The organism is Rhodococcus sp. OAS809 (assembly GCF_040546695.1).
In the GTDB taxonomy this organism is placed as follows: Bacteria; Actinomycetota; Actinomycetes; order Mycobacteriales; family Mycobacteriaceae; genus Rhodococcus_F; species Rhodococcus_F qingshengii.
The window spans coordinates 4469780-4496183 of sequence record NZ_JBEPOI010000002.1 but is presented as its reverse complement, the minus strand read 5'-3'; the positions used below and the strand labels follow the sequence as shown (position 1 = coordinate 4496183).

Below are 26404 nucleotides of genomic sequence, written 5' to 3'. Positions count from 1 at the left end.
TCGGCCTCCACGACATCGCCACTCACGGTGTCACAGAAGCACGGCTGTGAGGACCACCCGGTCTTCCTCTTCGACAAGTTCGAGGGACGTTACCGTACCGGCGAGCGATTCAAGCCCGATCCCTGAGTCCCGTGCCACCGGCATCCGACCCGGCGAACTGATCCGCACTACTACCGCCCGAGCATCGGCGAGTGTCACCTCGAGGAAGACGGGCCCTCCTGCACCGTGTTTCACGGCGTTGGTCAGTCCCTCCGACAGGATCTCCACCACGCTGTCGAGCCGAGCGGAGCCGGAACCGATCACCGCCCAGACTTCGTCGTCGACGTGACTTACGACCGGAATTGCGTAGCGCCACACCGTGACAAGATCATCGATACGCTTTCGGGCATCGGAGTCAGCCGGCTGATCGGATGACGCAGACAGGTCGCTTTCCAAGCCGTCGAGAATGTGGGCAATGGTTGCCGCAACATCGACTGGGCGACCGGCAACGGCGCCCGAAGACCATGCGGCCGCTACGAGTTCGCCCTGCACCGACGAGTGCAACAACCTGGCCAGTCCACGTCGGGTGTGCATGAGCTCGGCATGGATACGAGCTGCATCGAGCGCTTGCCGGCTCAGGGCACTGCGGAGTTGACGCTCCTCGTCCTGACGCTGCGTATCCGCAGCCCTGATCAGGCAGACGGACAGCGCAACCAACGGGTAGACGGCCATCGACGAGAGATAGAAAGTCGGGGTACGGCCGAACACCGTCAGGAGCAGCCACGTCGCGGTACTGCTGATCAGCGCACTCGAGCAGTACACCGCAGAAAGAGTCGCGATCCGTCTCAGAGGGCCGTCTCCGCTGCTGACAACTCGGCGAGCGCACGCATTGCCACCGACGAAGAGCCAGAAACCGACGCCGAGCTGGACCGCCGTGAACGTCACGCCGTAAGTCGTGAGCAGGTAGACGGTCACCAGTGCCGTGTACGCGAACACCGGTACGTACAGTGGCGCCGGTTCAACGCTGCGTACGACGCCGATCAGTCGATCTCTCGCCGTCAGCCGCACAGTCGGCGTCGGTGATTCGATCGGGGGAATCTCCCGGAACAGTCGATGACTCATCGGGCGAACCACGTCGTCGGAGATTCGCTTCAAGAGCGCTGCTCCTCGTACTCCCTCGAGTTCCGTTTCAGCAACCGCGTGCATGACTGTCTCGATACTGCGCTCGAGCTCTCGCCGACACTGCGCACGGGTTTGGTCGAGGCGGAATCGATCCCGGGTCTGCTGGAGTTGGACGGCGGCCCCGGCAACCTTCAAACTCCGTTGCAGCGCGAGGCGGTCACGGAGAGCGCCTACCAGTACGGCGGTCAACGACAAGAAGACAACGCTGCACACGACGTTGAGTCCCACCCGGACGAGCATCGGTCTGGGGTCGACGGGGAGTTCGAGCGAGCGGGTGATCGCGTCGAGGACGAACGGGCGGATCGCGCCGATCATTGCGAACAGGGCCAGGGCTGCGAGCTGCGATCGGTGTGCTGCAAGAACAGCCCTCGCCATCAGCAGCATCACCCCGACAACGCAGTGGGTCGCGAAGGCGCCGACTGCCATCAAGCCTACTTCGCGCACCCCGGTACACAGGTAGTAGTTGGCCATCACGGTCACCGCGAACGGCAGCGTCAGAATCCAGGACCACTTGGTGACGATGTTCCGATCACCGAGACGAAGCCACCACTCGCGCGGGTTCACACCGAGTCGGTCACTTCGGGCACACCGAAATGGCGGATGAAGATACTCGCAGCAAGCACTCGCGGATTGGTGGACGAATCGTGCGTCAATCCCAGGCTCTCGAGAGTGCGCGCGATGAGCTTCTCCACACCTCGGATCGAGGACCCACGATGCGCTGCGATTGCGCTGTTCGACCACCCGAGCGAGATGTAACGCAGAAGATCGAGCTGTGATCTGGTGAGGCTCGACAAGGCGGAGTCCGGATCACTCCCGAGCGTCGGTGGCTCGGTTTCCGTCAACGCGGCCTCCACTACGCCGATCAACTGATCCGCCGACTGGACAGCCGCCTTGTCCACGAACAGCGATTTCGGCGGCACACCCGCAGAACCTGGCGCTGTCGATGCGTTGGGGTAGTTCGTCAGGAACACGATCGCGCAATGCGGAGCCTTCACGGTGACGATGTTCGCGAGATCGACGCCGTTCGGCCGCACGCCAAGGTCGATGTCCGTGACCAAGAGGTCAGGATCGAATCCGTCGAACTCCGTGAGCGCTTCGACCGCCGATCCGGCCGTATGGACCACGAACCCGGCGTGTGTGAGCGTGTCACCGACGAGCGCACGCATCAGTGGTTGGTCTTCCACCACCAACACCCGTCGCACCCACTGGCTGGTCTCCATGACCAGAGATTAACCGTTGGGAGAGTGCGTATTCGACCGAGCAGGTGGTGACGGATTCCGAGTAACACGGCAGTTATCAACCATGCGGGTTCCAAGCATTTCGCCCGATATGTCCCAAGCGTCGGGGCGCAGGGTGTTCCGAGTCCACACCCCTTCGACCATCAGGACGGGCCATGCCCGCACCGATCACCCCGAAGAACACCGCAGTAAGACGAGCCACTCTGCTGGCAGTATGCGTGAGCACCGCAATGCTCATGCTCGACATCGCCGTCGTCAACACCGCCCTGCCGTCGATCGCATCCGATCTCGATACCGGAGTCAGCGCCCTGCAATGGGTGATCGACGCGTACACGCTGGCATTGGCGACGGTCGTTCTCAGCGCCGGATCGTGGGCAGACCGACGGGGTCGACGCCATGTTTTCGTCATCGGCATTCTGTGGTTCACCACGGCATCTCTGTTCTGCGCTCTGGCGCCGAACATCTGGGTGCTCGACCTCGCGCGGGCCGCTCAGGGTATCGGCGGTGCCGTACTCTTCGCCTGCTCACTTGCCTTGCTGGCGGACGTGTTCGAGAAGGGTCCCCAGCGCGCGACTGCTCTGGCTGCATACGGCGCCACGATCGGGGGCGCGTTTGCCGTCGGCCCACTGGTGGGCGGGTTGCTCACCGAGTTGTTGGATTGGCGCGCAATCTTTTTGATCAACGTTCCGATCGGGTTGATCACACTGGCGATGACGGTGCGGTGGGTTCCCGAGTCACGCGATCCTCGGCCTCGCCGCGCGGACGTGCCCGGGCAGATTCTGGTGTCCACCGGCCTGGCAGCTCTGGTGTTCGGTTTGTTACGCGGTAACGAGGATGGGTGGTTCGAGCCGCAGCCGATGATCGCCGCGGTGATCGCCGCGGCCGCCATGATCGGTTTCTCCCTGCACGAGCTTCGTACCACCGAGCCCATGCTGCCCCCACATCTGCTCGCCAATCGGGCCTTCGCCGGAGCGCAGATCGCAGCGTTCTCGATCTCCGCCTCCCTGTTCGCGGTGTTCGTCTACACGACCATCTACCTGCAGAACGTGCTGCATCTGTCTCCCGTGGACGCCGGCCTGGTGTATCTACCGGCGACGATAGCGATGTTCGTCGTCGCGGGCGCCACCGCGAAATTGGACGGGCGCATCCCCGTCTCGGTCTCGTTGACGTGCTCGCTTCTACTCGTCTCGGTGGGGCTGGTCATGATGACCGTCGTCGACGTGACCAGTTCGCCGTACGCGATACTTCCCGGATTTGTTGTCGCGTGCGTGGGGGCCGGGGTGTTCAACCCCGTCATGAGTGGGTTGGTTCTGGGCGAAAGCACTTCGAACCATTCCGGATTGGCCGCAGGGATCAACGACGCGTTCCGGCAGACCGGCATCGCAGTCGGGGTTGCCGTGCTCGGCGCCTTCCTTCCGGCGCAGTCGATGCTGCCCGGCGGACCACCGGACGACTTTGTCGGTGGACTTCGGTTGGCACTGTTTGTCGCAGCCTTCATCGCAGCTCTCGGTGCGTTGGTCTGTGCGGCGACGCTGCGCACTACCAGCGTCAACCAGACTCTCTCCGAGGAATCCGAGCAGATGTTGACGAGAACTAGTTGACCGTTTTGTCCTGCATGTATGAATTTCGCTCCTTAGAATCGAACCGTCCTGCGTCCGCAGGTACGAGGGGAAACGGATGATCTATCGACTGCTCGGGCCGTTGGAGGTCGCACGGGGTCCGGCGACGAGCGACGTGATCGATCTGGGCCCTCGAAAACAACGAACGGTCCTTGCCGTTCTACTGCTCAACCGTGGTCGCGTCGTCTCCACCGACCGGCTGATCGATGCTCTCTGGCACGACGACGCACCGGCGAGTGCGATGGCAAGCATCCAGGCGTATATCTCCAACCTGCGCCGAGCGCTACGCGTCGAAACCGGTACGGCGTCACCGATAGTGCGTCAATCGCCGGGCTATGTCCTCGAGGTCGCTCCGGCAGACGTCGATCTGTCGGTGTTTCTCGACGACGCCGAAACGGCGCGACAACACGCTGAGAACGAACGGTGGCAGGAGGCTTTGACGACCGCTGACCGTGCCCTCGCCTCGGTCCGGGGGCAGCTTCTGGACGACCTGAACGACGCGCACTGGGTGGAGGTGGAAGCCGCAGCCTTCGAGGAAGTGCGGACCGAGTGCCGGGAGACCCGGATAACGGCGCTTCTGGCTCTCGGGCGCCTGGCACCCGCGCTGGTCGAAGCTGCTCAACTCTGTAGCGAGTACCCGTTCCGCGACCGGACCTGCTGGCTGCGAATGGTTGCCCTGCATCGGGCGGGCAGGTCACCGGAAGCGTTGGAACAGTTTCGATTACACGCGTCTCGGCTCGACGCCGAGCTGGGACTGGAGCCCGGCGGGGAGCTGACAGCATTGCAAGGCGCGATCCTGCGCCACGAACCCGGCCTGGCCGCCTGGCCGCGCACTCCGGGATGGACGGGGGCCGAACAAGTGTCGGTCCCGGCTTCTCCCCCAGCCGTAGCAGCGATGCCCGAGACGGATTCCTCACGCTTGTTCGTCGGGCGCGACGCTCAGACGATTGTCGCCGACAAGATGCTCGACGACGTTCGCCGTGGCTCACCTCGCTGGTTGATCTTGACCGGCCCCGCCGGCATCGGCAAGACACGATTCGCCGAGGAGTGTTCGTCGAGAACAACGTCCATTCGAGGAGCCACCGTCTGGGCACGTTGCCCGGAGGACGACGGAACGCCGCCGTGGTGGCCGATCCGCCGACTGGTTCGGGAACTCGGAGCCGACGCCGATTTCGTACTGACGCCGCCGACGGACATCGATCCGGACGAAGCGAGATTTGCCGTCTACGAACGGGTTCGCACCACCATCGAAGCTGCGGCGAAAGATGCACTGTTGACCGTCGTCATCGACGACATTCAATGGGCCGATCCCACGTCCCTTCGTTGCCTGACCTACCTGGTCGGCGCAATGACCAGTGCCAGAGTCTGGTTCGTGTCGACGCTCCGAGACTCGGAAGTCGGGTCGGCAGTGCGCAAGTTCGAAGAAGCCGTACTCCACGGCGAAGGAAACCGAACCATGATTGTGCCGGCGCTCGCGCAGGGCGAGGTTGCAACACTCGCAAGGTGCGTCTCCGGGGACACGCTCGACGACGCGGAGGCGCGAACCCTGGCGGAACGAACCGGCGGCAACCCGCTGTTCGTCTCGGAGTACGCCAGGCTTCCCCGGAACGAGCGACTGGGCGACGGCATCCCCGTCGCCGTTCGATCTGTCCTCGGTCGACGGCTTGCTGCAGTGGAACCGGCAGTGTTGCACGCTCTTCGGGTTGCCGCAGTTATCGGCGACGCCATCGAGGTGTACACACTGGCCGCAGCCACCCGTCTCGATGTCGACACTCTCGCCGACCATCTCGACGCGGCTGCTGATGATCGAATCATCGTCGCGGACTCGGCAAACGGCGGTTACGTCTTTGCTCACGGCCTTCTCCGAGACGAAGTCCTCGAAGCGATACCCACGCTTCGTCGCCAGCGGATACATGCCCGAGTTGCCGAAGTGCTCGAAAATTCCTCCGATCCGGACCGGCTGAGCCGCCGCGCGCAACATCTGATGTCGGCACTTCCCCTGGTCGATCCACTCGTCGTTCTGGAGGCATGCACGGCTGCAGCTCAGGATGCGACCGATCGGTGGAGTTCGGAGACCGCGGCCGAGTGGTGGGAGGCAGCTGTCCGCGCGTTCGACTTACTTCCGGTGTCCCAGCAATCCGCTGACGATCGGGACGACCTGCTGGTGGCCAGAGTCGAGGCCCTCGCCCGCGCAGGTCGAGGGCAGACAGTTCTCGACGTCGTCAATGCCGGTCTCCTCGAGGCTGTTCGGGAGGGGCGAACCTCCGCCGTCGGACGATTGGCAGGCGCATTACTTCGGGCCGCCGGTGCGTGGCCGTGGGTTTCCTACGGTACCGATCCGGGACCACTGCTCGAACGGCTCGCGGCGGTCGAGCCCTTGGTCGAGAACGACAGGTCAGCTCACGCACGGGTTCTTGCTGCGCTGGCGGTGGGAAGTTGCTACCACCCCGAAGCCGAGATCCCGAATCGATGGAGCGCCCGTGCTCTCGACATCGCCCGCGAACTCGACGATTCGGATGTGATCGCGGACGCGCTGCTCGGACGGATTCTGCTTTTCTCCGGAGTCGCGGTGCACAGCGCGGAGTCCATGCGCCTACTGCGCGAGCTTTTCGAACTGCCGCACCAACAATCGCGTGTCGACAGCGTCGTCGCACACGCCGTCGCGAGCATGACGGAGATGAATCTGGCCAATGTCGATGCTGCCGTCAAACACGTCAGGCAGGGGATCATCGGCTGCGAGCTACTGAGACTCCCGGTGGTTCGGGTCCAATTACGTTGGATGGAAGCAACTCTCGCCGAATGGTACGGAGACTTCGCGCAAGCCCGCCGGCAGTACGAGACGGCCAGGCAGATCCATCTGCAAACGGAGTTGTACACGGCTGGCAGCGCAGATCTGGCGTTCAACACTCTGGAGTGGGAGCGAGGTGCGTTGGCAGAATCTGATCCCGGTGTCGTGGAACCTGATTCGTGGAACATCGCCATCGACGCCGCCCGAGGCGAGCGCGACGCCACTTCCGAAGGCATCAAGAAGTGGCTGATCAATCGCGGGCCACAGACGTGGACGACATTGGGACACCAGACACTACTTGCACGCGTCGTGGCAGATCTGGAACTGGTCGAATACGCCGACACCTTCATCGGCCTTCTCTCGCCACACACCGGCTGCATCGCAACGGTAGGCCATGTCGGTGAACTGGGCTCGGTTGCCGAAGCCTCCGCGCGTCTGCACGCGCTTCTCGGTCACGTCGAGCAGGCATCGACTCTCCTGGATCAGGCCGAGAAGATCGCAACTGGCTCCGGCGGAGCACCAACACTGCTGCGCTGTCGACTGCTTCGGGCGCAGCTCCGAGAGCCGTCCGCCGAACGTGAACGGGAGCTGACGGAAGTGGCGGCCGAATCGGAGACACTCGGCATGCGGGGCGTAGCTGAACGAGCGCGATCGACATGGCCCTGAACTGCGAGAATGCGCTTGGATAAAACTTGGATCCGCTCGGGATACATACGTCAAGAACCACCCAAGCCTGTTCGGACATCCTTCCCTTGACCGAAAGACGGATGAGGAAAGGAAGACCATGAACCTTCAGACCCCCACGCTCGACGCCGCGGTCGAATCACTGCGCGCAGAGGTGACCGGCTCCGTTTCCCTGCCTGGCGAAACGGGATACGAGTTGGCGATTCCGTGGAATGCAGCGGTTCCCGTCGCGCCTGGCGCTGTGGTGGCAGTCGAGAGCGCGCAAGACATTGTCGCAACGGTGCGATTTGCGGCGAAGTTGGGTCTGCGCGTCGGTGTTCAGCGCACCGGCCACGGCGCGGTCCCTCTCGGCAGTGACGTTCTCCTCGTCCACACCGGCAGGCTCACGGAGTGCGTCGTCGACCCCGAAAACCGCACTGCCCGAATCGGCGCGGGCTTGATCTGGCAGGACGTCATCGACGCTGCCGCACCCCACGGCTTGGCGCCACTGGCAGGTTCTTCACCCACGGTCGGAGTCGCCGGCTTCCTCACCGGCGCCGGCATCGGCCCGATGGTGCGCACGTACGGGCTCTCGTCGGATCACGTTCGTTCGTTCGACATCGTCACCGGCAGTGGCGAACTCATTCATGTCACCCCCGACGAACATGCCGAATTGTTCTGGGGGCTACGCGGCGGCAAGGCCACACTGGGCATTGTCACAGCCATCGAGATCGACCTACTACCGGTCACCCACTTCTACGGCGGTGCACTCTATTTCGACGGCGCAGATGCAAGCGCGGTCGCGCACGCCTGGCTGGACTGGGGCGCCGACCTGCCTGAGCACAGCTCGACCTCTCTTGCCTTTCTGCAACTTCCACCCCTTCCACAGGTTCCGCCACCGCTGGCCGGCAGGCTCACCGTCGCGGTCAGATTCGCAAGTCTTGCCGAGGAATCCGATGCCAAGTCACTGATCGACCGAATCCGTTCAATCGCAACACCCTTGATCGACGCAGTCGGTGTGCTGCCTTATGCCGCCCTCGGGGCAGTGCACGCCGATCCCGTCGACCCGATGCCGACGCACGAATCCACGGCATTGACCAACGAGCTGTCACACGAGGCCGTCGACGCACTGCTCGCCGCTGCCGGCCCCGGATCCGGTTCACCCCAAACCGTCGTCGAATTACGTCTCCTCGGGGGCGCCCTCGCACGGGAACCTGAGCACCGCAGCGCCTTCTGCCATCGGGACGCTGCCTTCTCGCTGTTCACCGTCGGAGTTCTTGCCCCACCGATGGTCGACGCGGTAGTCCCGCACGCCGAGACTCTCGGACGAACGATGGCGCCATGGACGAACGGGCATGCACTGCCCAACTTCGCGCCGAGCGTCGACCCGGAGAAGATCGCCCGCACCTACGACGAGGACACCGCTCACTGGCTGAGCGCTTTGGCGGACACGCATGATCCGCAGGGAGTCCTGGCCGTCGGTCAGGTCATGCGCCGGATCTCCTGAACTTCGCCAACTCTCGCAACCGGACCAGATCCCAGGCGTGCCGGGGGCGACGGATACCCGGTCGATCTCGGGGGACTCTGACCCTCAGCGCCTGCGGACTGACCGTGCACCTGACCGGAGTTGGCATCACCAGCGCCTCGCCGTCGACGCCGACCGGAATCTCGTCGGTGTCGGCGTCGACGATCACCTCGAATCCGGTGCCCTGAGCCAGACCGTGTTGATGCGCCCTATGGAGCAACCCGATGGCCTGACGGGCACTGCTGACGGAGATCGCGACGATTCCGAGAGTGCCCCTGTCCAATCGCGGCCGATGACCGAGCCCCGCCAGGTCGTTCATCTCGTACGGGCCGTTGCTGACCAGCACAGCCTGTGGACCCACCGCGGACACGCTCGGGGAGCGCGCGGTCAGCACCGCTCCGGCACGTCCGGCGAGGAGATCCGGGAGCATCTGCAAGAAGGTGCTGGTCTTGGCATCGCGGTACTCCGGACTCTGGACTACCTCGGCGTACGCCCCGAACGATGCGTTGTTGACGAAAGTTCGACCGCCGACATTTCCCAGATCCACCGTGACCTCGACGCCGTCGACGAGCGCGTCGAGGCACCGAGATGGATCCTCGAGATCGAGCCCCAGATCCGCGGCGAAGTGGTTGCGCGTTCCCGCGCTGACGACGAGGAAGGGCAGGTCGTTTTCGGCCGCGACAGCAGCAACCAGTGCCTGTGTTCCGTCGCCACCGGCCACACCGAGTAGGTCGCCGCCGTCCGCGACCGCCTGCCTGGCCAAGGCCGTCACGTCGATCTTCTCGGGCCCCTCGAGCAGTGCGACCGTGGCCCCCCGTTCCTCGGCCTTGCGTTTCAAGTCGAACTTCTCGACCTTGCCACCACCGGAGTTCGGGTTCATCACGAAGAACGGCTTGACGGGCGGCGGTGCCGGTCGCTCGACAACCGGCAATTCCTTCTCCTCCCCCGCCAAGGCGGTGCGAGCGCAGATACCGGCTACGACGAACAACCCGATCGCGAGCAGCACCACCCACAGGAGTCGTTCTCGGACCAGGAAGGTGAGCACCACGATCGGCGTCAGAACCGCCACGGCCAACGAGAGCCAGCGGAGGAATCCGCGGGTCGTCAGAAACCAGTACACGGCCACGACGCACACGACCACCCCACCGATTCCCAGGATCAGCATGGTCAAGGTTTTCAGTCCGGCGAAGATCAGGAGCACCGCGACTGCAAGAACCAGGGCCGCGAAGGCTGCGCGCGCCAACCAACTCTGTTTCGACGAGGGCCGATCCGTGTGGGCAGAGGTCGTCATCGAGCCACCTCCCCGCGATTGTCATTTCGACCGGTACTTCGACGCTATCCCTTCGAAGCAGGCCAGTCACCTACCGGCAAGAATCTCGCGATCGCGCACTGCTATTTTATGACGACACCTCGTCATAAAAAGGAGTAGCCGTGACAACACCGACGCCCGAAGCGTGGGAATCCGCCGAAGGAACCCTGACCGGCATTCGGAAAGCCGGACTCCACGGACTGCGTTGGACGGCCTGGTTGGCCGGCGCGACAGGTCTCGCGCAATTGGTGTCGATCGGACTGAACTTCACCGACACTGTCAGCGGAATCGTTCCGGCCACGTACCCACCTGTAGATGTGGCGGGCAGCGTCGTCGCGCTCGTTCTTCTGGTCAGCCTGCTTGTCGGCCGCCCCAACGGTCCCGCGATGTTGTCGAGTCTCGCCCTCCTCATGGCCATGCTGATGGCGCCCACCCTTCACAAACATGCACCCGAGTCGCTCTGGCTGGCGGCGGCACACGCCGTCTCGGTCGTCGCCGTCATCACGCTGTCCGTGATGACTTCGCGGTTCTCCAGTGCCGAGTTGGATCGGTCGTGACACCGGATTCACCCCTCTCGCTTGCAGCCGAGGAATGGATCACTGATCTCACTACCGCGGAGATGGAGCGATTGCGCAAACGCACGACGCTCACACTCGCCGAAGAACAAGAGGTCTGCCGATCCGTACGCTCGATCGCGCAGCAGATGATGCTCGCACCCGTCTCGATGTGGCAAGGTGATCCGCGCCTTGTTGCGGACCTGTTCGACCTCCCCGTGACCGTGAATCAGACCTAGGAGGATCGACCATGCCGAAGTTGACCGGTGGCGCGACAACCGCAGAGCACAAAATCGCCACCCGAGAAGCCATGTTGGACGCATTCATTCGCGAACTTCACGAGCAGGGCTGGCAAAACGTGAAGCTGCAGACCGTGGCCCAGGCGGCCGGCGTCTCGCGGACAGCGGTGTACAACTACTTCCCCGATAAATCCGCGTTGCTGCTCGCCTGGTCCACCCGCGAGATGGATAGATTCCTACTCCTGGCCGAGCGTGAACTCGCGGACCGCGAGAATCCTGTGGACCGACTCGAAATCCTCGTCAAACTGACACTCGTCGAGTTCTCACTGCAACGATTCACAGGAATCGCGTTGGTCGAATTGTTGTCAGCGCAGGATCGCGAAAGTTTCCTCGAACATATTGTCCCGCTGTCGGTTCTGGTCGAACAGCTCGTCCAGGAAGGTGTCGACGCCGGTGTCTTTGTCGATTCCGATGCTGCCGCATCCGCGCAACTCATCCTCGCCTGCGTGGAAAGCCGACGCCCGATGCTCATGGCCGGCGACCGAGTGGACGCCGTCGTAGCGACCACCGTCCCGTTCATCATGCGCGCGTTGGGCGTTGCGTGGCCGACTTCCCTCGCGGCCGAACCCTCCGATCGCTCTGCTCACGATCGGTAGGATCGCAGATATGCATTTCGACCTCCCGCCCATCGATCAGCAGGCCGAGCGATTGATCGAACTCGGTGTTCACGAGTTGGCCGGACTTTCTGCCGGCGAAGTCAAGGAGGCCGCAACCGGGCACGGTGATGTCGGACTACTCACCGTGCACGAAAAACTGGCTCCGGCTTCAGTTCTGACTCCGCTGCTCGAGCTCGAGAACAAGCGCGGATTCATAGTTGTCGACATGGCGGACGTCGATCTGTTCGCCCCCACCGAGCAGGCAACGCTGCCCGAAAGCCCATTACATCTGCTCAGTGGAGTCGACCGCGGGGATCACCTGGCCAACTGGAGCCCGGACGAAGCATTGCCCGCAATCGTCGACGCAGACCGTACGCCGCTGACGCTTACCGAAGGCATCCACTGGCTGTTGCAGCGCCCCGACATTCTCGAACGCGGAAAGTGTTTCATGACCATCGGCTCCCGACTGCGCAAACCTGACGGATCCTTCGACACCAGAACTCCCGCCGTGTGGATCAGCAACGGAACCGGTCGCGACGGCAAAGACAACCGCAACGCCCCGAAAGTCGGGTGGTGCTGGTGGGGTAACCGCCACACGTGGTTGGGGTTCGCATCGGCGAGCGACCGGGTACCGCTCCCGAACTAGAGCACGGTTGCGCGGTCGAATCGGTACCGATCCTTCCACGGCATCTCGGCCTCGAGCATTGCAGCGGCAGAGAGTAATTCCGCGTCGCAACCCCATTTCGCCGAGATCATGATGCCGAGTGGAACGCCGTCTTCCGTCCAACCGAGTGGCAGACTGATCGACGGGAAACCGGTTGCATTGGCGACGACGGTGTTTCCGGTGAAAGCGACCATGTCGATCAGTTCGGTCGCGGGATCTTCGTCGTTGCGCAACTCCCCGATCGCAAGCGGCGGCTTCGTCACAGTCGGAGTGACAACAAGGTCGGCGTCGGCGTAGTCGAGACTCCATCGTCGCGCCCAGGCCTGAACAATTCCGATTGCCGCGGCCAGCTCGCCCGAAGGCACCTCGTTTGCTTGAACTCGCAAGTGTTGCACTATCGGACGCAGAAGGTGTTCGTACTCCTCCGGGATCGGCTTGGTTCCCGCCAAAGACGAGAACATCTTGACGAAAGCATCGATGAAAATGTCATCGCGAGCCTGCGGTCGCTCGAACACGTTGTGACCCAGACCCTCCAGCACAGACCCAACCTTCGATACAGCAGCCGAGAGCTGCGCATCCACGGCTCCGCCGGAGACCGATCCGTGAGCAAGAGCGACGGTCAAGGGGCGAGCCCGAACTCCCCCGGCCTGTACGACGAACTCTTCGAACGACTTCGGCCGAGGCGGGTGGATAGTTCCGGCGCCGGGTCGCGTCGCCAGAACGTCCAGCAGCGCAGCGGTATCGCGAACTGTCCGGGCGATCGGCCCCTTGCTCGCAAATCCGAAGTTGTCATGCCCCGCCACGCCCATCGTGATCAAACCGCGGCTCGGCTTGAGGCCGACGACTCCGCACGTACTTGCCGGCGAACGCAACGAACCGGCGGTGTCACTTCCCTGTGCAAACGGCACCAGACCAGCGCCGACGGCGGCAGCAGCGCCGCCACTGCTGCCGGCGGCACTCCGCGTGCGATCGAACGGGCTGCGAGCAGGCGGAGCGACTTCCGGCTCGGTGTAACAGGCTGCCCCGAACTCGGGCACCGTCGTCTTCCCGATGTCGATCAACCCACCTTCTCGGATCGCCTCGACGATCTCGTCGTCAGCGTCCGGCACGAAGTCGCGAAAGAGCGCCGATCCGAAGGTCGTGCGAATGCCGCGCGTTGCGTCGAGGTCTTTGATTGCCGTCGGAACGCCGAACAGACGCGGAAGGGGCCCGGCGTCCCGCTCGTCCAACCTGCGCTGCGCTTGTTCGGCGAGGGCGACAGCGTGCTCCCCGGCGATCGTCGTGAAGGCGCCGACGTCATCGGCAGTGGTCGCACGGTCGACGAAGTACCTGGTGACTTCGGGAATCGAGACCTGCTTGGCGGCGATCACACCGGCAAGTTCGACGGCGGACAGTTGATGGAGATCGGTCATCGGGCAGCGCTCCTTGGAGGTCGATGGACACTTGTAATTTCGATACGCGTATCGCTATTGTTGTCAGCATGGTATCCGAATCCACCAACTCTGCAAGGGCTGGTCGACCAAAAGCATTGAGTCACAGACAGATTCTTGATGCCGCGGCAGAGATCGCCGATACGGACGGCCTGGATGCGGTGTCATTTCGAGTGCTCGCCGAACGACTCGGCATATCGCCGATGTCCGTCCACCGCACAACCGGCGGTATCGACGCCTTGAGGCGAGATCTGATCTCGACTCTCGTAGGCGAAGCCGTCTCGTCGATCGACTGGCCGACCGACTGGCGCGGGGTTGCCCGCACGTTCGCCTACGGCCTCCACGATCTCCTGATGCGCCATCCCCTGGTCCTGGAAGCCCATCGGCAGGCATCACTGGAAGCACCCGGGGCCGACGATACCGCCCACCGAGTCGTGAGCGCCCTTTCCTTGGCCGGCCTCGAGGACGAGCAGGCCACGTACGCATACGGCGCGCTGCATGATTTCGTCACCGGACACGTCGCAATTCAATTGGGACGCGGCGCTTTCGACAGCGCACCTGCCGATCGACGCGAGGCATCGGTGTTCGCACTTCATCACGATCCCACCCGAAGGTTCGAGTTCGGAGTCGCCCTAATCCTGGACGGTGTGGCGTCGATCGCGCAGCAAGGAACCACATCATGACGAGCAGCGTGACCACAACCGAAATTCGCGACGCGTCGGGGCGTCGTATCGCATTCTGCGAGTACGGCGATCCGACTGGCAACCCGGTAGTCGTGGCCCACGGATCACCTGGCAGCCGATACGAAGGGCTCTCACTCCACAACGCGTCTTCGACGGCAGGCATACGGCTGATAGTCCCCGATCGACCCGGCTTCGGACGCACGGATCCGTACACGGACAAGGGATTTCATTCCTGGGACGACGACTACGTCACCCTGGTCGATCACCTCGAGTTGGACTCGGCCACACTAATGGGTTTCTCCGGAGGCGGCGGTTACGCGCTCGCAGTCGCTGCAGCCGTTCCCGAACGAGTCTCGAAACTGGTGCTGGCGTGCGCCATGATCCCCGGGGCACCGCGAGATACTTTGCGACGCAGAATAAAACTGGTATCTGCGTTGTACTTTGCCGCCAACTGGGCTCCCCGCGTGGCCGGCGCAATGCTCGCAGGAACCGGAGTGTTCTCCAAGCTACGCAGCGACTCAGTCTCGATCTGGCCGGCCGCCGATCAGGCCGTCATGACCGACGAGGTACATCGCCCCGCTCTCCAGTTGGATTCATCCGAAGGGATCGCACAGGGTGGATCCGCAGGGGTTGTCGACTTGGCTCGGTATCGCCACGAGGTGCCTGGACTCTTCCAATCGATCTCGGTACCAACGGTTTTCCTACACGGAACCGACGACGGAAACGTACCCGTCGAAGTAGCCCGCTGGGCACACTCGTTGATTCCCGACTCTCGCTTCGAAGAGATCAACGGAGGCGGCCATCTGTTCGTCGTCGCCGACCCCACTCCACTCCTTCGCGCCCTCGCCTAATTCCCTCTTGACTCGAACGTGTGTTCGAGTATCCTTTGGGGAGGGGATCGGGGGATTCAATGAGTGTCTTGTTGTCGGATGTGGTGTCTGGTTCTGCGGTGGGGTTACGCGGACGGTTGTGGCAGTTGTCTGCTGCCGAGTTGCGTGCTGCTGCTGTCGAGGCGAGTGCGGAGATTCTGCGCCTCGAGGCCGTTCGAGTGGCGGTGGTCGACGAACTGTCGTTGCGCCCGGATGATCAGGTGATTGCGAGCCGCGGTGTGGGTGCGTGGTTGGCGGCCAACACGATGCTGCAGGTTCGGGACGGGAAGAAGATCGCCGCGTTGGGTGCTGCTTTGCGGCCGTTTCCGGCGGTGGCGGCAGGCTTCAATGATGGGGATTGCTCGTTCGATCATGCCGTGTTGATCGTGGCGTTCTGTGAATCACCACCGAAGGGGATGCCGGAGGAGGCGCTCCCGAAGTGCATCGATTTGTTGCTCGCTGCTGCGTCGGGGGTGGAGGCGACGACGACGAAAGTGCGGAACGTGATCGCGACCTTGGAGCGGTTGTTCGAATCGGATGAGATCCCGCCCGCCGAGGATGTCGATCTCAATGAGTTGCGGATCGCGTCGACATTGAACGGTCGGGTGGTGGTGCGTGGTGATTTCGACGCCCTCACCGGTGAAATGTTGTTGTCGGCGTTGTCGAATCTGACGATGCCCACCCCGGCGCCCGATGGAAGCCCGGATGCTCGGTCGGCGGCCAAGCGGACGGCGGACGGGTTCACCGAACTGATCCGCCGTTACCTGGACTGCGCGAAGACCGGCACCGACGGTGGTCAGCGTCCGCACGTGAATGTGCACATCAACGCCCGTGATCTGGCCGAGCATCGGGACTGCGCCGCCACACCAACTGATGGTGGTGGAGTGGCTGTGTCTGATCTTGATGTCGGGCACATGCCGTGGCTGGGACCGCTGTCCGTATCGCAGACCAGGCTCCTCGGGTGTGACTGCTTCCTGTCCACCGTGCTGCTCGACGGTCACGGCGCGCCGCTCGATGCGAAACCAGGGAAGAGGTTGGTCACCGCCGAACAACGGACTGCGTTGATTGCCCGCGACAGAGGCTGCGCGTTCCCGGGCTGCACATGTGTACCGGCGTGGACCGATGCGCACCATATCCGGCACTGGGCGAACGGCGGCCCGACGGTGATGAACAACCTGGCCCTGCTGTGCCGTTCACACCACCGACTGATGCACCGCAAATCAGGGTTCGTCGGGAAGTGGGCGATTCAGATCGGAGTCGACAACAAACCCTGGTTCATCCCGCCACCCTCGATCGACCCGCAGCAGCACCCACGGCCGGCGAACACCACCTTCAAAACCTGAGAGGTCAAACCTCTTTGGCGACAACAGAACACGGACCAGCGCCGCATCGAGGAGACCTCGATGCGGCGCCAAAAGACATGCTCAGCCCAAGTCGGCGACAATCCGCTCGGCGAGAGGCCGTGACGACGCCGGATTCTGACCGGTGTAGAGCTTGCGGTCCACCACGACATAAGGCGACCACGCCTCAGCCTTCGAGAATTTGCCGCCCAATTCGCGTAGGCGAGTTTCGAGCAGCCACGGAGCCTTGTCCGCCAGACCAGCCTGCGTCTCCTCTTCGTTGGTGAACGCGGTCAGCTGATAGCCGTCGAACAGCCAGCTTCCATCGGGTCTCTGGGCCGGCAGGAGTGCCGCCGGCGCGTGACAGACCGCCGAGACCACCTTGTCCGCGTCCAAGAAGTTCACGAGAAGCTCACCGAAGGATGCCGACACCGCAAGATCCTCCATCGGTCCATGTCCACCCGGTACAAAGACCACGTCGTAATCGGCAGCATCGGCGTTCTCCAAAATCTCCGGCGAATCGAGCACCGGCTGCAGATCGGCGATGTACTTGCGCATACGGTCGGCGCCTTCTTGCCCGCCGTTCACCTCGGGCGCCAGGCTTCCCTCGTCCACAACGGGAGCTTTACCGCCAGGCGTCGCGATCACGATCTCGTAGCCGGCGTCGACGAAAACGCGATGCGCCTCGACCAGTTCTTCCGCCCAGTACCCGGTCGGGTGGGGTGTTCCGTCCTTCAGCGTCCAGTGATCTGCAGAAGTCACCGCAAACAACAGCTTTGTCATCGCGCAACCTTTCGTCGGTAAAAGGAACCCATTGGTGACAAGACACCATCTTCAAGGCCCGATCAATGAAATAACGTCCAGTCAGTGCAACACGCTGCCCTTGTGAGAATTCCTCACCACCGCAGAATCACGTCACCCGTCAGGTCCCGATCGGCTTGCCGAACAGGCCTGCGACGAGTTCACCGACCGCATCCACCCAGACTGGCCAGGTCCTCTGATCAAGCGCCATGGATCCAGCGTCGAAGGTGCTGCATCCCTGCCGAGCAGGCACACCAGCGAACCGATCGCGAAGCCACAGTAGAGCACTCGGCAAAGCGACGACTTCCATGCTGACATGCTCACTGAAGTGGTCTCTGGTGTAAACGACACTCGCAGAAGGATCTTGGCAATAGGTATCGACAAGTTTGTTCACCGGGCCAACAGGCACCAACCAGTCGGGATTCGACTGATAGATGTACATCGGCACGTCAGGAACAGACTTACCCATGGCAGCTCGGGAGAGCGCAGCTCTCACCGTGGGGTGTTGGACCGGATCTCCCGGGACATCGAGGAAGCCCTTGATGTTGAGGAAGGGCACTGCAGCCGACGTCCAGAGCATGCACAGGTTGTCCTTGGCAGCGAAAAGCGCTCGGCCGGCAGGGTTTATGTGCTGATCGATGAAACCTGCAAGTTCAGGATCTTCTCGGCTCACTCCGATTACACCGGCAGCGACGATCCCGGCCCCGAGAGCGTTGTTGGCATTGTCGAGCAAAGCGCCGAGATCCGCGGCAACACCACCTTCGGCGACTCCGACGATATTCAGTTCCGGCGCGTACGCCTGCCGTATTTCAGCTGCGTGACCGGTAGGAATCGATCCACCCGAGTAGCCGAGCAGCCCTACGCGAGTTGACCGCCCTTGCAGCTCCATGGGTTCGAAGTTCTCAGCAGCACGAATACCGTCGAGCGTGATCCGGGCCGCGACGGGGCCGGAGGCGAAGGAAGAATTGGGTCCCTGATGATCGGGCACCGACAATGCCCAGCCCTGCGCCAGTGCCGCCTGCACTTCGAGGAATTGAGCCCCACCGGTCGCAGCGCCCGTCACCAGCCACGGCAACGCGCCTTGCTGCATGACATACGAAGGTGCGCAGTAGTTTCCGAGTGAATCCTCTGCCATCTGAAAGGACAGCAGCGGGCGCGGGCCTCCATCGCGAGTGTCGCCACGCGGCTTGATCACTGTGGTGACAGCAGGAATCGCCTCGCCCGCAGCATTATTGGATCGATACGAGATCTGCCACGCATCGACGTTGGTCGGAATCAGGTTGAGAGTACCGAGATTCACCGCACGAGCGGCGATGATCTCACCCGGTTGCTTGGATTCGACGACCTCGACAGGCGGTTCATAGAAGGCCTGGTCCAGTTCAGGCAAAGGCGGTGCAACCGCAGGCGGCAGGGCAGGCTGGACCTGAATTTGGGCGGGAACACCTTCGTCCGGTGCCGCTGAGGCAGGTGCCGAAAGTCCGATCTGCCCGATTACTGCAATCACGGCAATTGCGAGGCCCCCGCGTTGTCGGTCAGTTGTCCAGCGTCGTCCCATACCAATTCCTCCCCGGAAACGCACAGATTGCCTTGTGTTGCCGCAGTTCTCATCACGAGCACACAAGTTAGATGTGAGTGTCTAACATATTGAGGACGAGAGTAGAGCGTTGTGGGCTGGATTACAATCCCCTGGTGTTCGTGACCTATTCGTCGGTGCGAAGGGGCGCGTCGTCGATCAACGCATTCAAGAGCACCGTCATCAGATCGACCAGTACCGACACGGGAGGACGAGGCTCCGCAGTGCTCCACTGGTGCACCAGCGCGGTAAGCGCGCCGATGAAAGCGGTGGACGCCCACCGGTAACCACCCGGCGGTTCGTAATCTTCGCCCACGATCCCTTTGATGATCGACTCGAAAAATGTTGCCCAGACCGAACGTTGGTCCACACGATGCTTTTCCACCCGGGGACTGACACCTACGACGTCGATGAAGGCAACGTGTGCGCGTCGTGGGTCACTTCCGACCGACTCGACGAAGGCGGCCATGGCCGTCGCTGCCTTGTCACGGAGATTGACCGAAGGCTCTGCATCGAGTGCGTCGACCATTGCAATTCTGGCGTCGAGTTGAATCTGGTCATACAGCGCGAGGAGTAGATCCTCGCGACTACCGAACTCGTCGTAGAACTGCCTTCTGGCCAGACTCGCGGACGCGCAGATATCCGCCACCGAACTTCCGGCATACCCCTGGTCTGCAAACACGCTGAGAGCAGCATTCAAAAAGAGGGAACGGCGTTCGGCCTTGCGAGCCGCGACCGACCTTCCACCGTAATTTCTGTCTGTTTCAGCGATTGCCACGTCTGCCAGAGTATGCGGCATCGCGCCGCACACAAAACGCATCTGACCTGCTGCGAAGTTCCTTCACCACCACTACCGGCGCATCGGCACTGCAGCACGATCAGGCCAATACGAAGGCCACGGCAAAAAGTGTCCAGGCGGCAGCGAGAACCGTTGACGCCGCAGTAACTGCCCCGGTCACGGCAGGTCGAGTGCTGCGGTTGCGCGCGGCGATGATCCCGACCGTTATCAAAGTCAATGCCACCAGGAACGACAAAACCACGATTTTCACCAGCAACCCCTTCGACGACGGTCAACAGAACCGGAGACTATTTAGATAGTACACAAATAAATCGTGCATTAATTAAACTCAAAGTCTGTCAGGGGATTCTTGACAGAATTCAACAGCGCCTGTCAGGCTAGTCCTGACGAAAGGAGAACTTCTCATGGAAGACCTGATCGAACGCGCCCTGACTGCGAAGATCGAGACCGCCGCGATCACCACGGTCAACGCCGCGATCACCGAGGCCGGCACTCAGGCAGACAAGATTGTCGGAACAGATCCTTTACCTGGCAGCCCTGAGTGGGAGGCAGAACAGGACACCGACATCCCGGCGCAGCGTCAGATGGCGTGGCAGTTGGCCTGTTTCCGGATTCAGCTCGCCGCAGGTATCGATTCGACGGCAAGCGTCATGAGCCTGCGTAGATTCGGCGCAACATGGTCAACCATCGGCCGCGCAGCGGGAATGACCCGTCAGTCCGCGCATGAACGGTGGGGTCGACGTGTATCGGACATGCTCGATCCCTACGGAGTCGGGATGCCGCCCATGGTGCCGAATGATGATCCGACTCAGCCCTGACTAACAATCGCGTGACTAACAATCGCGTGACTACCGATCCGGCAGCAGCGCATCGGCTTTCGCGACCAGCACAGCGCGCTCACGCTCGTTCCCGGCCAGCCGAGCCGCTTCGAGGAGTTCGGTTCTAGCCTCCTCGGATCGGCCGAGCTGACTGAGCAACTCCCCCCGAACGCTGGGAAGCAGGTGGTAGTCGGCCAGTTCACCTGAAGCGACAAGCTTGTCGACGAATTCGAGCGCAGGGCCAGGACCGTATGCCATGGATACCGCCGCCGCATGATTGAGGTCGACCACGGGCGATGGCGCCAGTTGCGCCAGAGCCTCGTAGAGGATGACTATCTTCTTCCAATCGGTGTCTTCGAAAGTTGCTGCTCGCGCATGACATTCGGCAATCGCCGCCTGCAGGCCGTACGGGCCTCGTCCACGCCCGACGGCGTCAGCTCGTTCCAGCGCGGCAAGCCCACGCGAGATCTGTAGGCGATCCCACCTCGTCCGATCCTGGTCAGCCAGCAGGATGGGTTCACCGGTCGAGGTTGTCCGAGCGCCGAATCTCGAGGCTGTCAGCTCCATCAAAGCGACAAGGCCGTGTACCTCGGACTCCCTGGGGACCAATTCGGCGAGTATTCGCGCGAGCCGCAGAGCCTCAGCACTGAGCTCCGCCCGCATCCACTCGTCCCCGGAACTGGCTGCATAGCCTTCGTTGAACACCAGGTACAGCACTCCGAGGACCGCGCTCAATCTGCTCGAAAACTCTTCTCGCCCTGGAACTTCGAAAACCGCTTTCGAGGCGGTCAGCGCCTTCTTCGCGCGGACTATCCGCTGCTGCACCGTCGCCGTCGGCGTGAGGAACGCTTTCGCAATCTCTTCCGTGGTCAAACCGCCCACCACCCGAAGCGTCAACGCCACCTGCGCTTTTCGATTCAACACGGGATGGCAGGCGATGAACATCAGGCGAAGGACATCGTCGTCGATGCGGTCCGGATCCCAGCTGACGTCGTCGAAATGTGAAGCGTCGTTCTCGAGTTCACGCGCAAAGTGGGCGTAGCGCTCGTCCAACCTCTCACGTCGTCGCCACCCGTCGATCGCTCGTCGTGTCGCCACAGATGTCAGCCAGGCAGCGGGGTTTCTCGGAACCCCCGTCGCGGGCCACTGCTCGACGGCTTCGAGCAGAGCCTGCGCGGCCAGATCCTCGGCGAGATCAAGATCTCCGACGGTGCGAGTCAACGTGGCGACAATCTTCGCGGATTCGATACGCCAGACCGCGTCGACAGCCTTTCTCGTTTCTTCTCGCACCGCCTCGTCGGTCATGGTCAGCCTGCGACCGGACGATCGGTACCGAGCTCTTCACGCCAGCCTGCCTCTTTCTGGATGTACTCGTTGTCCTGATCGAAGTCCGACATCTCGCTCACGCGGCGTACCTCGAGCTTGCTTCCCGGCCCGAGCGGGCAGCGCTTCGCCCATTCCAAGGCTTCGTCTTTGGTCGACGTCTGAATGATCCAGAATCCCGAGAACAACTCCTTCGTCTCCCCGTACGGGCCGTCGGAGACCAGCGGAGGATCGGACTCGAAATCGACGATGAATCCCTCCTCCATCGCCAGTCCCTCACCGGCCAGCAAGACACCTGCCTTGATCAGGGACTCGTTGTACTGCCCCATCGCGGCGATGATCTCGTCGAAGTCCATGTCTTTGGATGCTTCGATGGCCTCATCGGTGGAACGCATGATCAGCATGTACTTCATGAGAATCTCCTTCGTTCGTGGACCGCTCTGTTCGGTCCCTCTGCTTACACGTCGAACGGCGCACTCACCGATCGACAAACTTCCGCAACAATTTTTCCGAGTACATAACCGCCGGTCGCGATACGCTGCCCACGGTATCGGCGGACGGGCCGTCGGGCCGGTCAGAAGTCGAGAAATCCCGGCACAACTTCGCGAACGAGCCCGGTCGCGTCAGAGCTCCCGTAGAAATACACCGACCCGTAACCGAATAGGTACTCCTCTACGAAATCGGGGTGGGACTCGGCAACCACCGGCCACCCCTCTTCGTTGATCTGGAACAGGAAGCTGTGTCCATCCGCCTCCACGGATTCGGCATACGACGGTTCGTTCTGAATGAGCACCGGTTGCGGAGCTATCAACACCAACGGCATCACCTCGTCGTCCGAGGGAATCCTGATCAACGCCGCGCTGCCAAGGCCCGCATGGCTGCCCGCCGATTCCGCACTTCGTGACGACGAGGGGTGCAGGACTGCCCTAACCCCGATGTCCGGGTATTCGAGGTCGTCGTCGCCGATGGAGAAACCTCGACGGATGAAGACCGAAAGCTCTCGCGCGCCGAGCCACGGCGCCGTGTGTGCCTCGAGCGTCAGAAGGTACTCGTGCGAATGCAGAATCGCCTGACCAGCGAAAACCTGCGGAGGTCGTCCACCAATCCGTGCCCCACTTTTCGAATCGCTCGAACCCACCCCGAGATGTACCCTGTCCACCGGCGTCATCCTAGGGAGATCCGACGGGTGTCGGAGGGAGACTCTCCGATTTCCTACAAGCCGCTGGTGACGTAGGCCACATTCAGGCTCGATGATGGGTGCATGACAACATTCCCGACTCTCGACCCCGAACTCGCCGCGGCACTCACCATGCTCCCGAAGGTGGACTTCGCTGACCTCCCCAACGCACGGGCCACCTACGACGCTCTGGTCGGCACCATGTTGGCCGACCTGTCATTCGACGGAGTCACGCTTCGTGAACTGTCGGCACCCGGCCTGGACGGCGATCCGGAAGTCACGATTCGTTTCTTCACCCCGGACAACACTGCCGGCCCTGTCCCCGTTCTGCTCTGGATCCATGGCGGCGGATTCGCAATCGGCACCGCAGAATCCAGCGATCCATTTTGCGTCGAGGTGGCGCGGGAACTAGGATTCGCCGTTGCGAACGTGGAGTACCGCCTCGCCCCCGAAACCCCCTTCCCCGGCCCCGTCGACGACTGCTACGCCGCACTCCTCTACATCCACGCCCATGCCGAGGAGCTGGGGGTCGATACACGCCGCATCGCAGTGGGAGGGCAGAGCGCAGGCGGTGGACTGGCCGCAGGCACTGTCCTCAAAGCCCGTGACGAGGGCGTTGTGCCCGTGGCCTTCCAATTCCTCGAAATCCCTGAACTCGACGACCGCCTGGCGACGGTCTCGATGACGAACTTCGTCGACACCCCCTTGTGGCACCGCCCTAACGCCATCCTGTCGTGGAAGTACTATCTCGGCGAGTCGTATTCCGGTCCCGAAGATCCTGACGTGTCCATTTACGCTGCGCCGTCCCGGGCTACCGACCTCACCGGCCTGCCGCCGACCTACCTGTCCACCATGGAACTCGACCCGCTCCGCGACGAAGGAATCGAATACGCCCTTCGGCTGCTGCAAGCGGGAGTCAGCGTCGAATTGCACTCCTTCCCCGGAACCTTTCACGGGTCGGCACTGGTCGCGACCGCCGCGGTCAGCGAAAGAGGTGCCGCCGAAGCCCTCACTGCGCTCAGGAGAGGGTTGCGTTCGCTCTCGCCGGTCTCGTAGCGTTGCGAGATGCAAGGACTGATGTACCGGCTTGCCGAGCTCGATGCAGACTCGGCAGGCCTGGTACGTGTCATCGATTACTTCGACGCCCTCGTGCGGCACGGCTCCGACACCGCGTCTTTGCTTCGTGCGAGCGCGCAGTTGGCGGACTGCGTCGTGGGTATCGAGATCGTCGAGCGCGGCAGAAGCAAGAAGAATTTGCGCCGTTGCGATCCGCGCGGCCGATGGTCACCCGATCCTCAGCTCCCACCGAGCATGACCAGAAACATTGCCGTAGACGACGAGGTTCTCGGAACGGTATGGATCGAACGACCCGGGGCCAGCTTGCCACTCGACGAAATGCTCGTCGACCGGATGGCCCTGACCGCAGCGATAATTCTGCAACCGCGACGCCTGCCTACCGAAGCCGAGCACACTCGAAATCTGTTGTTCCCGATGGATGAACTCGCGGTGCTCACCTCCTGCGCCGGTCTCGGTATCGAACCCCATACCCCAGTCCGTGTAATGGCAACCAAGGCAGTCTCAGGCACGGCCGAAGGTGCTGCACACCTTGTCATTTCGCCAGATTACAAACCTGGAAAAGCCACTGGGATAGACGCTGACGGCGAGTATCTGAATCTCGTGACGGGTTCGTTCGCGGCGACACCCGAGCTGTCCGAGGCCGCGCTGTCGTCATTCATTCGCGCCGGAATATCTTTGACTGCTCCCGCTTCCGAAGTGAGCACAATACTGAGCACTGCACGATTCGCTCGAGCACAGGCGTCGGCAACAACACCGATCGTGAACGCCGACAATCTCGGCGCCCTCAACCTCCTGGCGCCGGGACCACACATCGATCACTCGCGAATACCGGATCTGGTTCGTGCCGAAGAGATCGGCGACACCAAACAGGGATTAGAACTACTCGAAACCTTGAGGTCATACCTGCAGTCCGGAACCTTGAGGGCCGCAGCCGATTCCATGCATCTTCACCACAGCAGCGTCGCGCACCGATTGGCGAAACTGTCCCAGCACGTCGGATTCCACGTCGACGCCATCGAGAACCGAGCACGCGCAACGGCCATGATGCTGGTCCTCGATGGCGGATAGGACCCACCGCGCATCACAGGCACTACGCAGTGGTTGACGATCTTTCGCGTTCAGCGAGCGCAACAAACGGCGCAAGCGCCGGATTCGGATTATCCGGGCGGTAGGTCACTGCCACGTCGAGAGTTGGTTGCTCACCGGCGATCTCACATAGATGGACACCCGGGATGCGGAGCATCCGCGCTCTGCCCTGGGGGATCGGCGCAATACCCACCCCGTCCGAGACGGCATGCAGCACCTGCTCGTCGTCGGCCTCGAATCGAACGATGCTGGGCGCCCCGTTTGGCCAAAGTTGTTCGAGCGTACGCAAATACATCCCCGGGGCGTTGGCCTCCGGCCAGAACACAACGGGGACATCCACCAGATCTCCGAGTTCGAGCGTCGCTCGACCACCGAACGGATGATCCACGGGAACAGCGACCAGGATAGGTTCGGTATCGAGGACGATCAGGGGAAGTTCTCGATCGTCTTCATCGAGCGGCGGGCGAACAACCGCGATGTCGACGGCTCCGGTTCGGACGAGGTCGACAGTCTGCGCCGAAGTGCCACGATGAACGACAACTTCGACGCCCGGGTAGAGCCTTCGATAGGTGCTGACCAGATCCGCGACTGCGCCGCCCGCCCACGAACGGGTGTACGCGATGCGCAGTTCTCCGTCCACACCGCGCGCGGCCAACCGAATTCGTTCGACCGCCCGGTCCGCACACCCGATCAAAAAGCGCGCCTCTCGTACCGCCACCTTGCCGGCTTCCGTGAAGGTGAACTGCGGACCCCGACGATCCACCAGCGGAACTCCGAGTTCGCGCTCGAGAACCTTGATCTGCTGACTGAGGGCCGATTGCGCGACGTGGACGTTCGCAGCGGCTCGAGTGAAGCTCCCATGATCCGACAGAGCGATCAGATAACGGGCACGCTGCAGGTTCATACGGCGATTATAAGAAAAACAGATGGTGGTGTCACTACTTGGTCTTGGACACGGCATCACCTGAGGTCGGAGGATCGAGTTCACGTTGATCCACCGTCTGTCTCCCGA

Annotated in this window: 25 protein-coding genes; 13 read left to right on the top strand and 12 right to left on the bottom strand. The window is 62.4% G+C overall.

Annotated elements, in window-relative coordinates; genetic code table 11:
* Positions 1 to 30: 30 nt before the first annotated feature.
* On the bottom strand, positions 31 to 1725 hold the full coding sequence (locus ABIE52_RS23890) for a sensor histidine kinase (protein ID WP_192712720.1): 1695 nt from the start codon (positions 1723 to 1725) through the stop codon (positions 31 to 33).
* Positions 1722 to 2381, bottom strand: coding sequence for a response regulator (locus ABIE52_RS23885; RefSeq protein WP_050654977.1), 660 nt, complete (start codon positions 2379 to 2381; stop codon positions 1722 to 1724). The genes ABIE52_RS23890 and ABIE52_RS23885 overlap by 4 nt, the downstream gene beginning before the upstream one ends.
* A 173-nt stretch (positions 2382 to 2554) precedes the next feature.
* Here ABIE52_RS23885 and ABIE52_RS23880 point away from each other — a divergent pair, with 173 nt between their 5' ends.
* The 3 genes from ABIE52_RS23880 (at position 2555) to ABIE52_RS23870 (ending at position 8976) form a co-directional block, all read left to right on the top strand.
* On the top strand, positions 2555 to 4000 hold the full coding sequence (locus ABIE52_RS23880; protein WP_158170342.1) for an MFS transporter: 1446 nt from the start codon (positions 2555 to 2557) through the stop codon (positions 3998 to 4000).
* Positions 4001 to 4076: 76 nt separating this feature from the next.
* Positions 4077 to 7472, top strand: a complete 3396-nt coding sequence (locus ABIE52_RS23875) for an ATP-binding protein (RefSeq protein ID WP_083954727.1) — start codon at positions 4077 to 4079, stop codon at positions 7470 to 7472.
* Positions 7473 to 7590: 118 nt separating this feature from the next.
* Positions 7591 to 8976, top strand: a complete 1386-nt coding sequence (locus ABIE52_RS23870; protein ID WP_042922891.1) for an FAD-binding oxidoreductase — start codon at positions 7591 to 7593, stop codon at positions 8974 to 8976.
* Here the strand turns inward: ABIE52_RS23870 and ABIE52_RS23865 are convergent.
* On the bottom strand, positions 8957 to 10285 hold the full coding sequence (locus ABIE52_RS23865) for a diacylglycerol/lipid kinase family protein (RefSeq protein WP_192712719.1): 1329 nt from the start codon (positions 10283 to 10285) through the stop codon (positions 8957 to 8959). The genes ABIE52_RS23870 and ABIE52_RS23865 overlap by 20 nt on opposite strands.
* 140 nt (positions 10286 to 10425) lie before the next feature.
* Here ABIE52_RS23865 and ABIE52_RS23860 point away from each other — a divergent pair, with 140 nt between their 5' ends.
* From ABIE52_RS23860 to ABIE52_RS23845, 4 genes are read left to right on the top strand one after another with little or no spacing between them, the layout of a single operon-like run.
* Complete coding sequence (locus ABIE52_RS23860; protein ID WP_192712718.1) at positions 10426 to 10860, top strand: hypothetical protein; 435 nt, start codon at positions 10426 to 10428, stop codon at positions 10858 to 10860.
* A complete protein-coding gene (locus ABIE52_RS23855) occupies positions 10857 to 11096 on the top strand; it encodes a hypothetical protein (RefSeq protein WP_192712717.1) in 240 nt (79 codons plus the stop codon). The genes ABIE52_RS23860 and ABIE52_RS23855 overlap by 4 nt, the downstream gene beginning before the upstream one ends.
* 11 nt (positions 11097 to 11107) lie before the next feature.
* Positions 11108 to 11752 (top strand): TetR/AcrR family transcriptional regulator, encoded by a 645-nt coding sequence (locus ABIE52_RS23850; RefSeq protein WP_054188290.1) that lies wholly within the window; start codon positions 11108 to 11110, stop codon positions 11750 to 11752.
* A gap of 10 nt (positions 11753 to 11762) precedes the next feature.
* Positions 11763 to 12398 carry a DUF5701 family protein gene (locus ABIE52_RS23845; RefSeq protein ID WP_065456500.1) on the top strand — a complete coding sequence of 212 codons (636 nt, stop codon included), beginning with the start codon at positions 11763 to 11765 and terminating at the stop codon, positions 12396 to 12398.
* On the opposite strand, the gene ABIE52_RS23840 is transcribed toward ABIE52_RS23845, so the two are convergent.
* Positions 12395 to 13828 (bottom strand): amidase, encoded by a 1434-nt coding sequence (locus ABIE52_RS23840; RefSeq protein WP_007730212.1) that lies wholly within the window; start codon positions 13826 to 13828, stop codon positions 12395 to 12397. The genes ABIE52_RS23845 and ABIE52_RS23840 overlap by 4 nt on opposite strands.
* Positions 13829 to 13896: 68 nt before the next feature.
* Between ABIE52_RS23840 and ABIE52_RS23835 the strand changes: the two genes are divergently transcribed.
* Genes ABIE52_RS23835 through ABIE52_RS23825 form a run of 3 tightly spaced genes read left to right on the top strand, consistent with a single transcriptional unit; the run spans position 13897 to position 16741 of the window.
* On the top strand, positions 13897 to 14529 hold the full coding sequence (locus ABIE52_RS23835; RefSeq protein ID WP_234552371.1) for a TetR/AcrR family transcriptional regulator: 633 nt from the start codon (positions 13897 to 13899) through the stop codon (positions 14527 to 14529).
* A complete protein-coding gene (locus tag ABIE52_RS23830) occupies positions 14526 to 15380 on the top strand; it encodes an alpha/beta fold hydrolase (protein ID WP_192712716.1) in 855 nt (284 codons plus the stop codon). The genes ABIE52_RS23835 and ABIE52_RS23830 overlap by 4 nt, the downstream gene beginning before the upstream one ends.
* Positions 15381 to 15439: 59 nt before the next feature.
* Positions 15440 to 16741, top strand: a complete 1302-nt coding sequence (locus ABIE52_RS23825; protein ID WP_192712715.1) for an HNH endonuclease signature motif containing protein — start codon at positions 15440 to 15442, stop codon at positions 16739 to 16741.
* 81 nt (positions 16742 to 16822) lie between these two features.
* Here ABIE52_RS23825 and ABIE52_RS23820 read toward each other — a convergent pair whose 3' ends face one another.
* The 4 genes from ABIE52_RS23820 to ABIE52_RS23805 form a co-directional block, all read right to left on the bottom strand.
* Positions 16823 to 17521, bottom strand: coding sequence for a type 1 glutamine amidotransferase domain-containing protein (locus ABIE52_RS23820; RefSeq protein WP_030537402.1), 699 nt, complete (start codon positions 17519 to 17521; stop codon positions 16823 to 16825).
* 139 nt (positions 17522 to 17660) lie between these two features.
* Positions 17661 to 19094: a lipase family protein gene (locus ABIE52_RS23815; RefSeq protein ID WP_007735743.1), complete on the bottom strand. Its 1434-nt coding sequence runs from the start codon at positions 19092 to 19094 to the stop codon at positions 17661 to 17663.
* Positions 19095 to 19239: 145 nt separating this feature from the next.
* The gene (locus ABIE52_RS23810) at positions 19240 to 19932 is read right to left on the bottom strand and encodes a TetR/AcrR family transcriptional regulator (RefSeq protein ID WP_080712795.1); all 693 of its coding nucleotides are present in this window, start codon (positions 19930 to 19932) and stop codon (positions 19240 to 19242) included.
* 58 nt (positions 19933 to 19990) lie between these two features.
* Entirely contained in the window at positions 19991 to 20161 is a 171-nt protein-coding gene (locus ABIE52_RS23805; protein WP_003943130.1) for a hypothetical protein, read from the bottom strand.
* Positions 20162 to 20315: 154 nt separating this feature from the next.
* Between ABIE52_RS23805 and ABIE52_RS23800 the strand changes: the two genes are divergently transcribed.
* On the top strand, positions 20316 to 20729 hold the full coding sequence (locus ABIE52_RS23800; RefSeq protein ID WP_003942828.1) for a hypothetical protein: 414 nt from the start codon (positions 20316 to 20318) through the stop codon (positions 20727 to 20729).
* Between the two features lie 30 nt (positions 20730 to 20759).
* Here ABIE52_RS23800 and ABIE52_RS23795 read toward each other — a convergent pair whose 3' ends face one another.
* The 3 genes from ABIE52_RS23795 to ABIE52_RS23785 all read right to left on the bottom strand — a co-directional run bounded on the left by ABIE52_RS23795 (position 20760) and on the right by ABIE52_RS23785 (position 23220).
* Positions 20760 to 22034: an RNA polymerase sigma factor gene (locus ABIE52_RS23795; protein WP_042922905.1), complete on the bottom strand. Its 1275-nt coding sequence runs from the start codon at positions 22032 to 22034 to the stop codon at positions 20760 to 20762.
* Positions 22035 to 22036: 2 nt separating this feature from the next.
* Positions 22037 to 22465, bottom strand: coding sequence for a YciI family protein (locus ABIE52_RS23790; RefSeq protein ID WP_007735729.1), 429 nt, complete (start codon positions 22463 to 22465; stop codon positions 22037 to 22039).
* A gap of 161 nt (positions 22466 to 22626) precedes the next feature.
* Positions 22627 to 23220, bottom strand: a complete 594-nt coding sequence (locus ABIE52_RS23785; protein WP_192712714.1) for a hypothetical protein — start codon at positions 23218 to 23220, stop codon at positions 22627 to 22629.
* Positions 23221 to 23313: 93 nt separating this feature from the next.
* Here ABIE52_RS23785 and ABIE52_RS23780 point away from each other — a divergent pair, with 93 nt between their 5' ends.
* Positions 23314 to 24285, top strand: coding sequence for an alpha/beta hydrolase (locus ABIE52_RS23780; protein WP_116057680.1), 972 nt, complete (start codon positions 23314 to 23316; stop codon positions 24283 to 24285).
* A 9-nt stretch (positions 24286 to 24294) separates the two neighbouring features.
* A complete protein-coding gene (locus ABIE52_RS23775) occupies positions 24295 to 25374 on the top strand; it encodes a helix-turn-helix domain-containing protein (RefSeq protein ID WP_241199069.1) in 1080 nt (359 codons plus the stop codon).
* A 22-nt stretch (positions 25375 to 25396) separates the two neighbouring features.
* Here ABIE52_RS23775 and ABIE52_RS23770 read toward each other — a convergent pair whose 3' ends face one another.
* Positions 25397 to 26296 (bottom strand): LysR family transcriptional regulator, encoded by a 900-nt coding sequence (locus tag ABIE52_RS23770; protein WP_042922908.1) that lies wholly within the window; start codon positions 26294 to 26296, stop codon positions 25397 to 25399.
* Between the last annotated feature and the right edge of the window lie 108 nt (positions 26297 to 26404).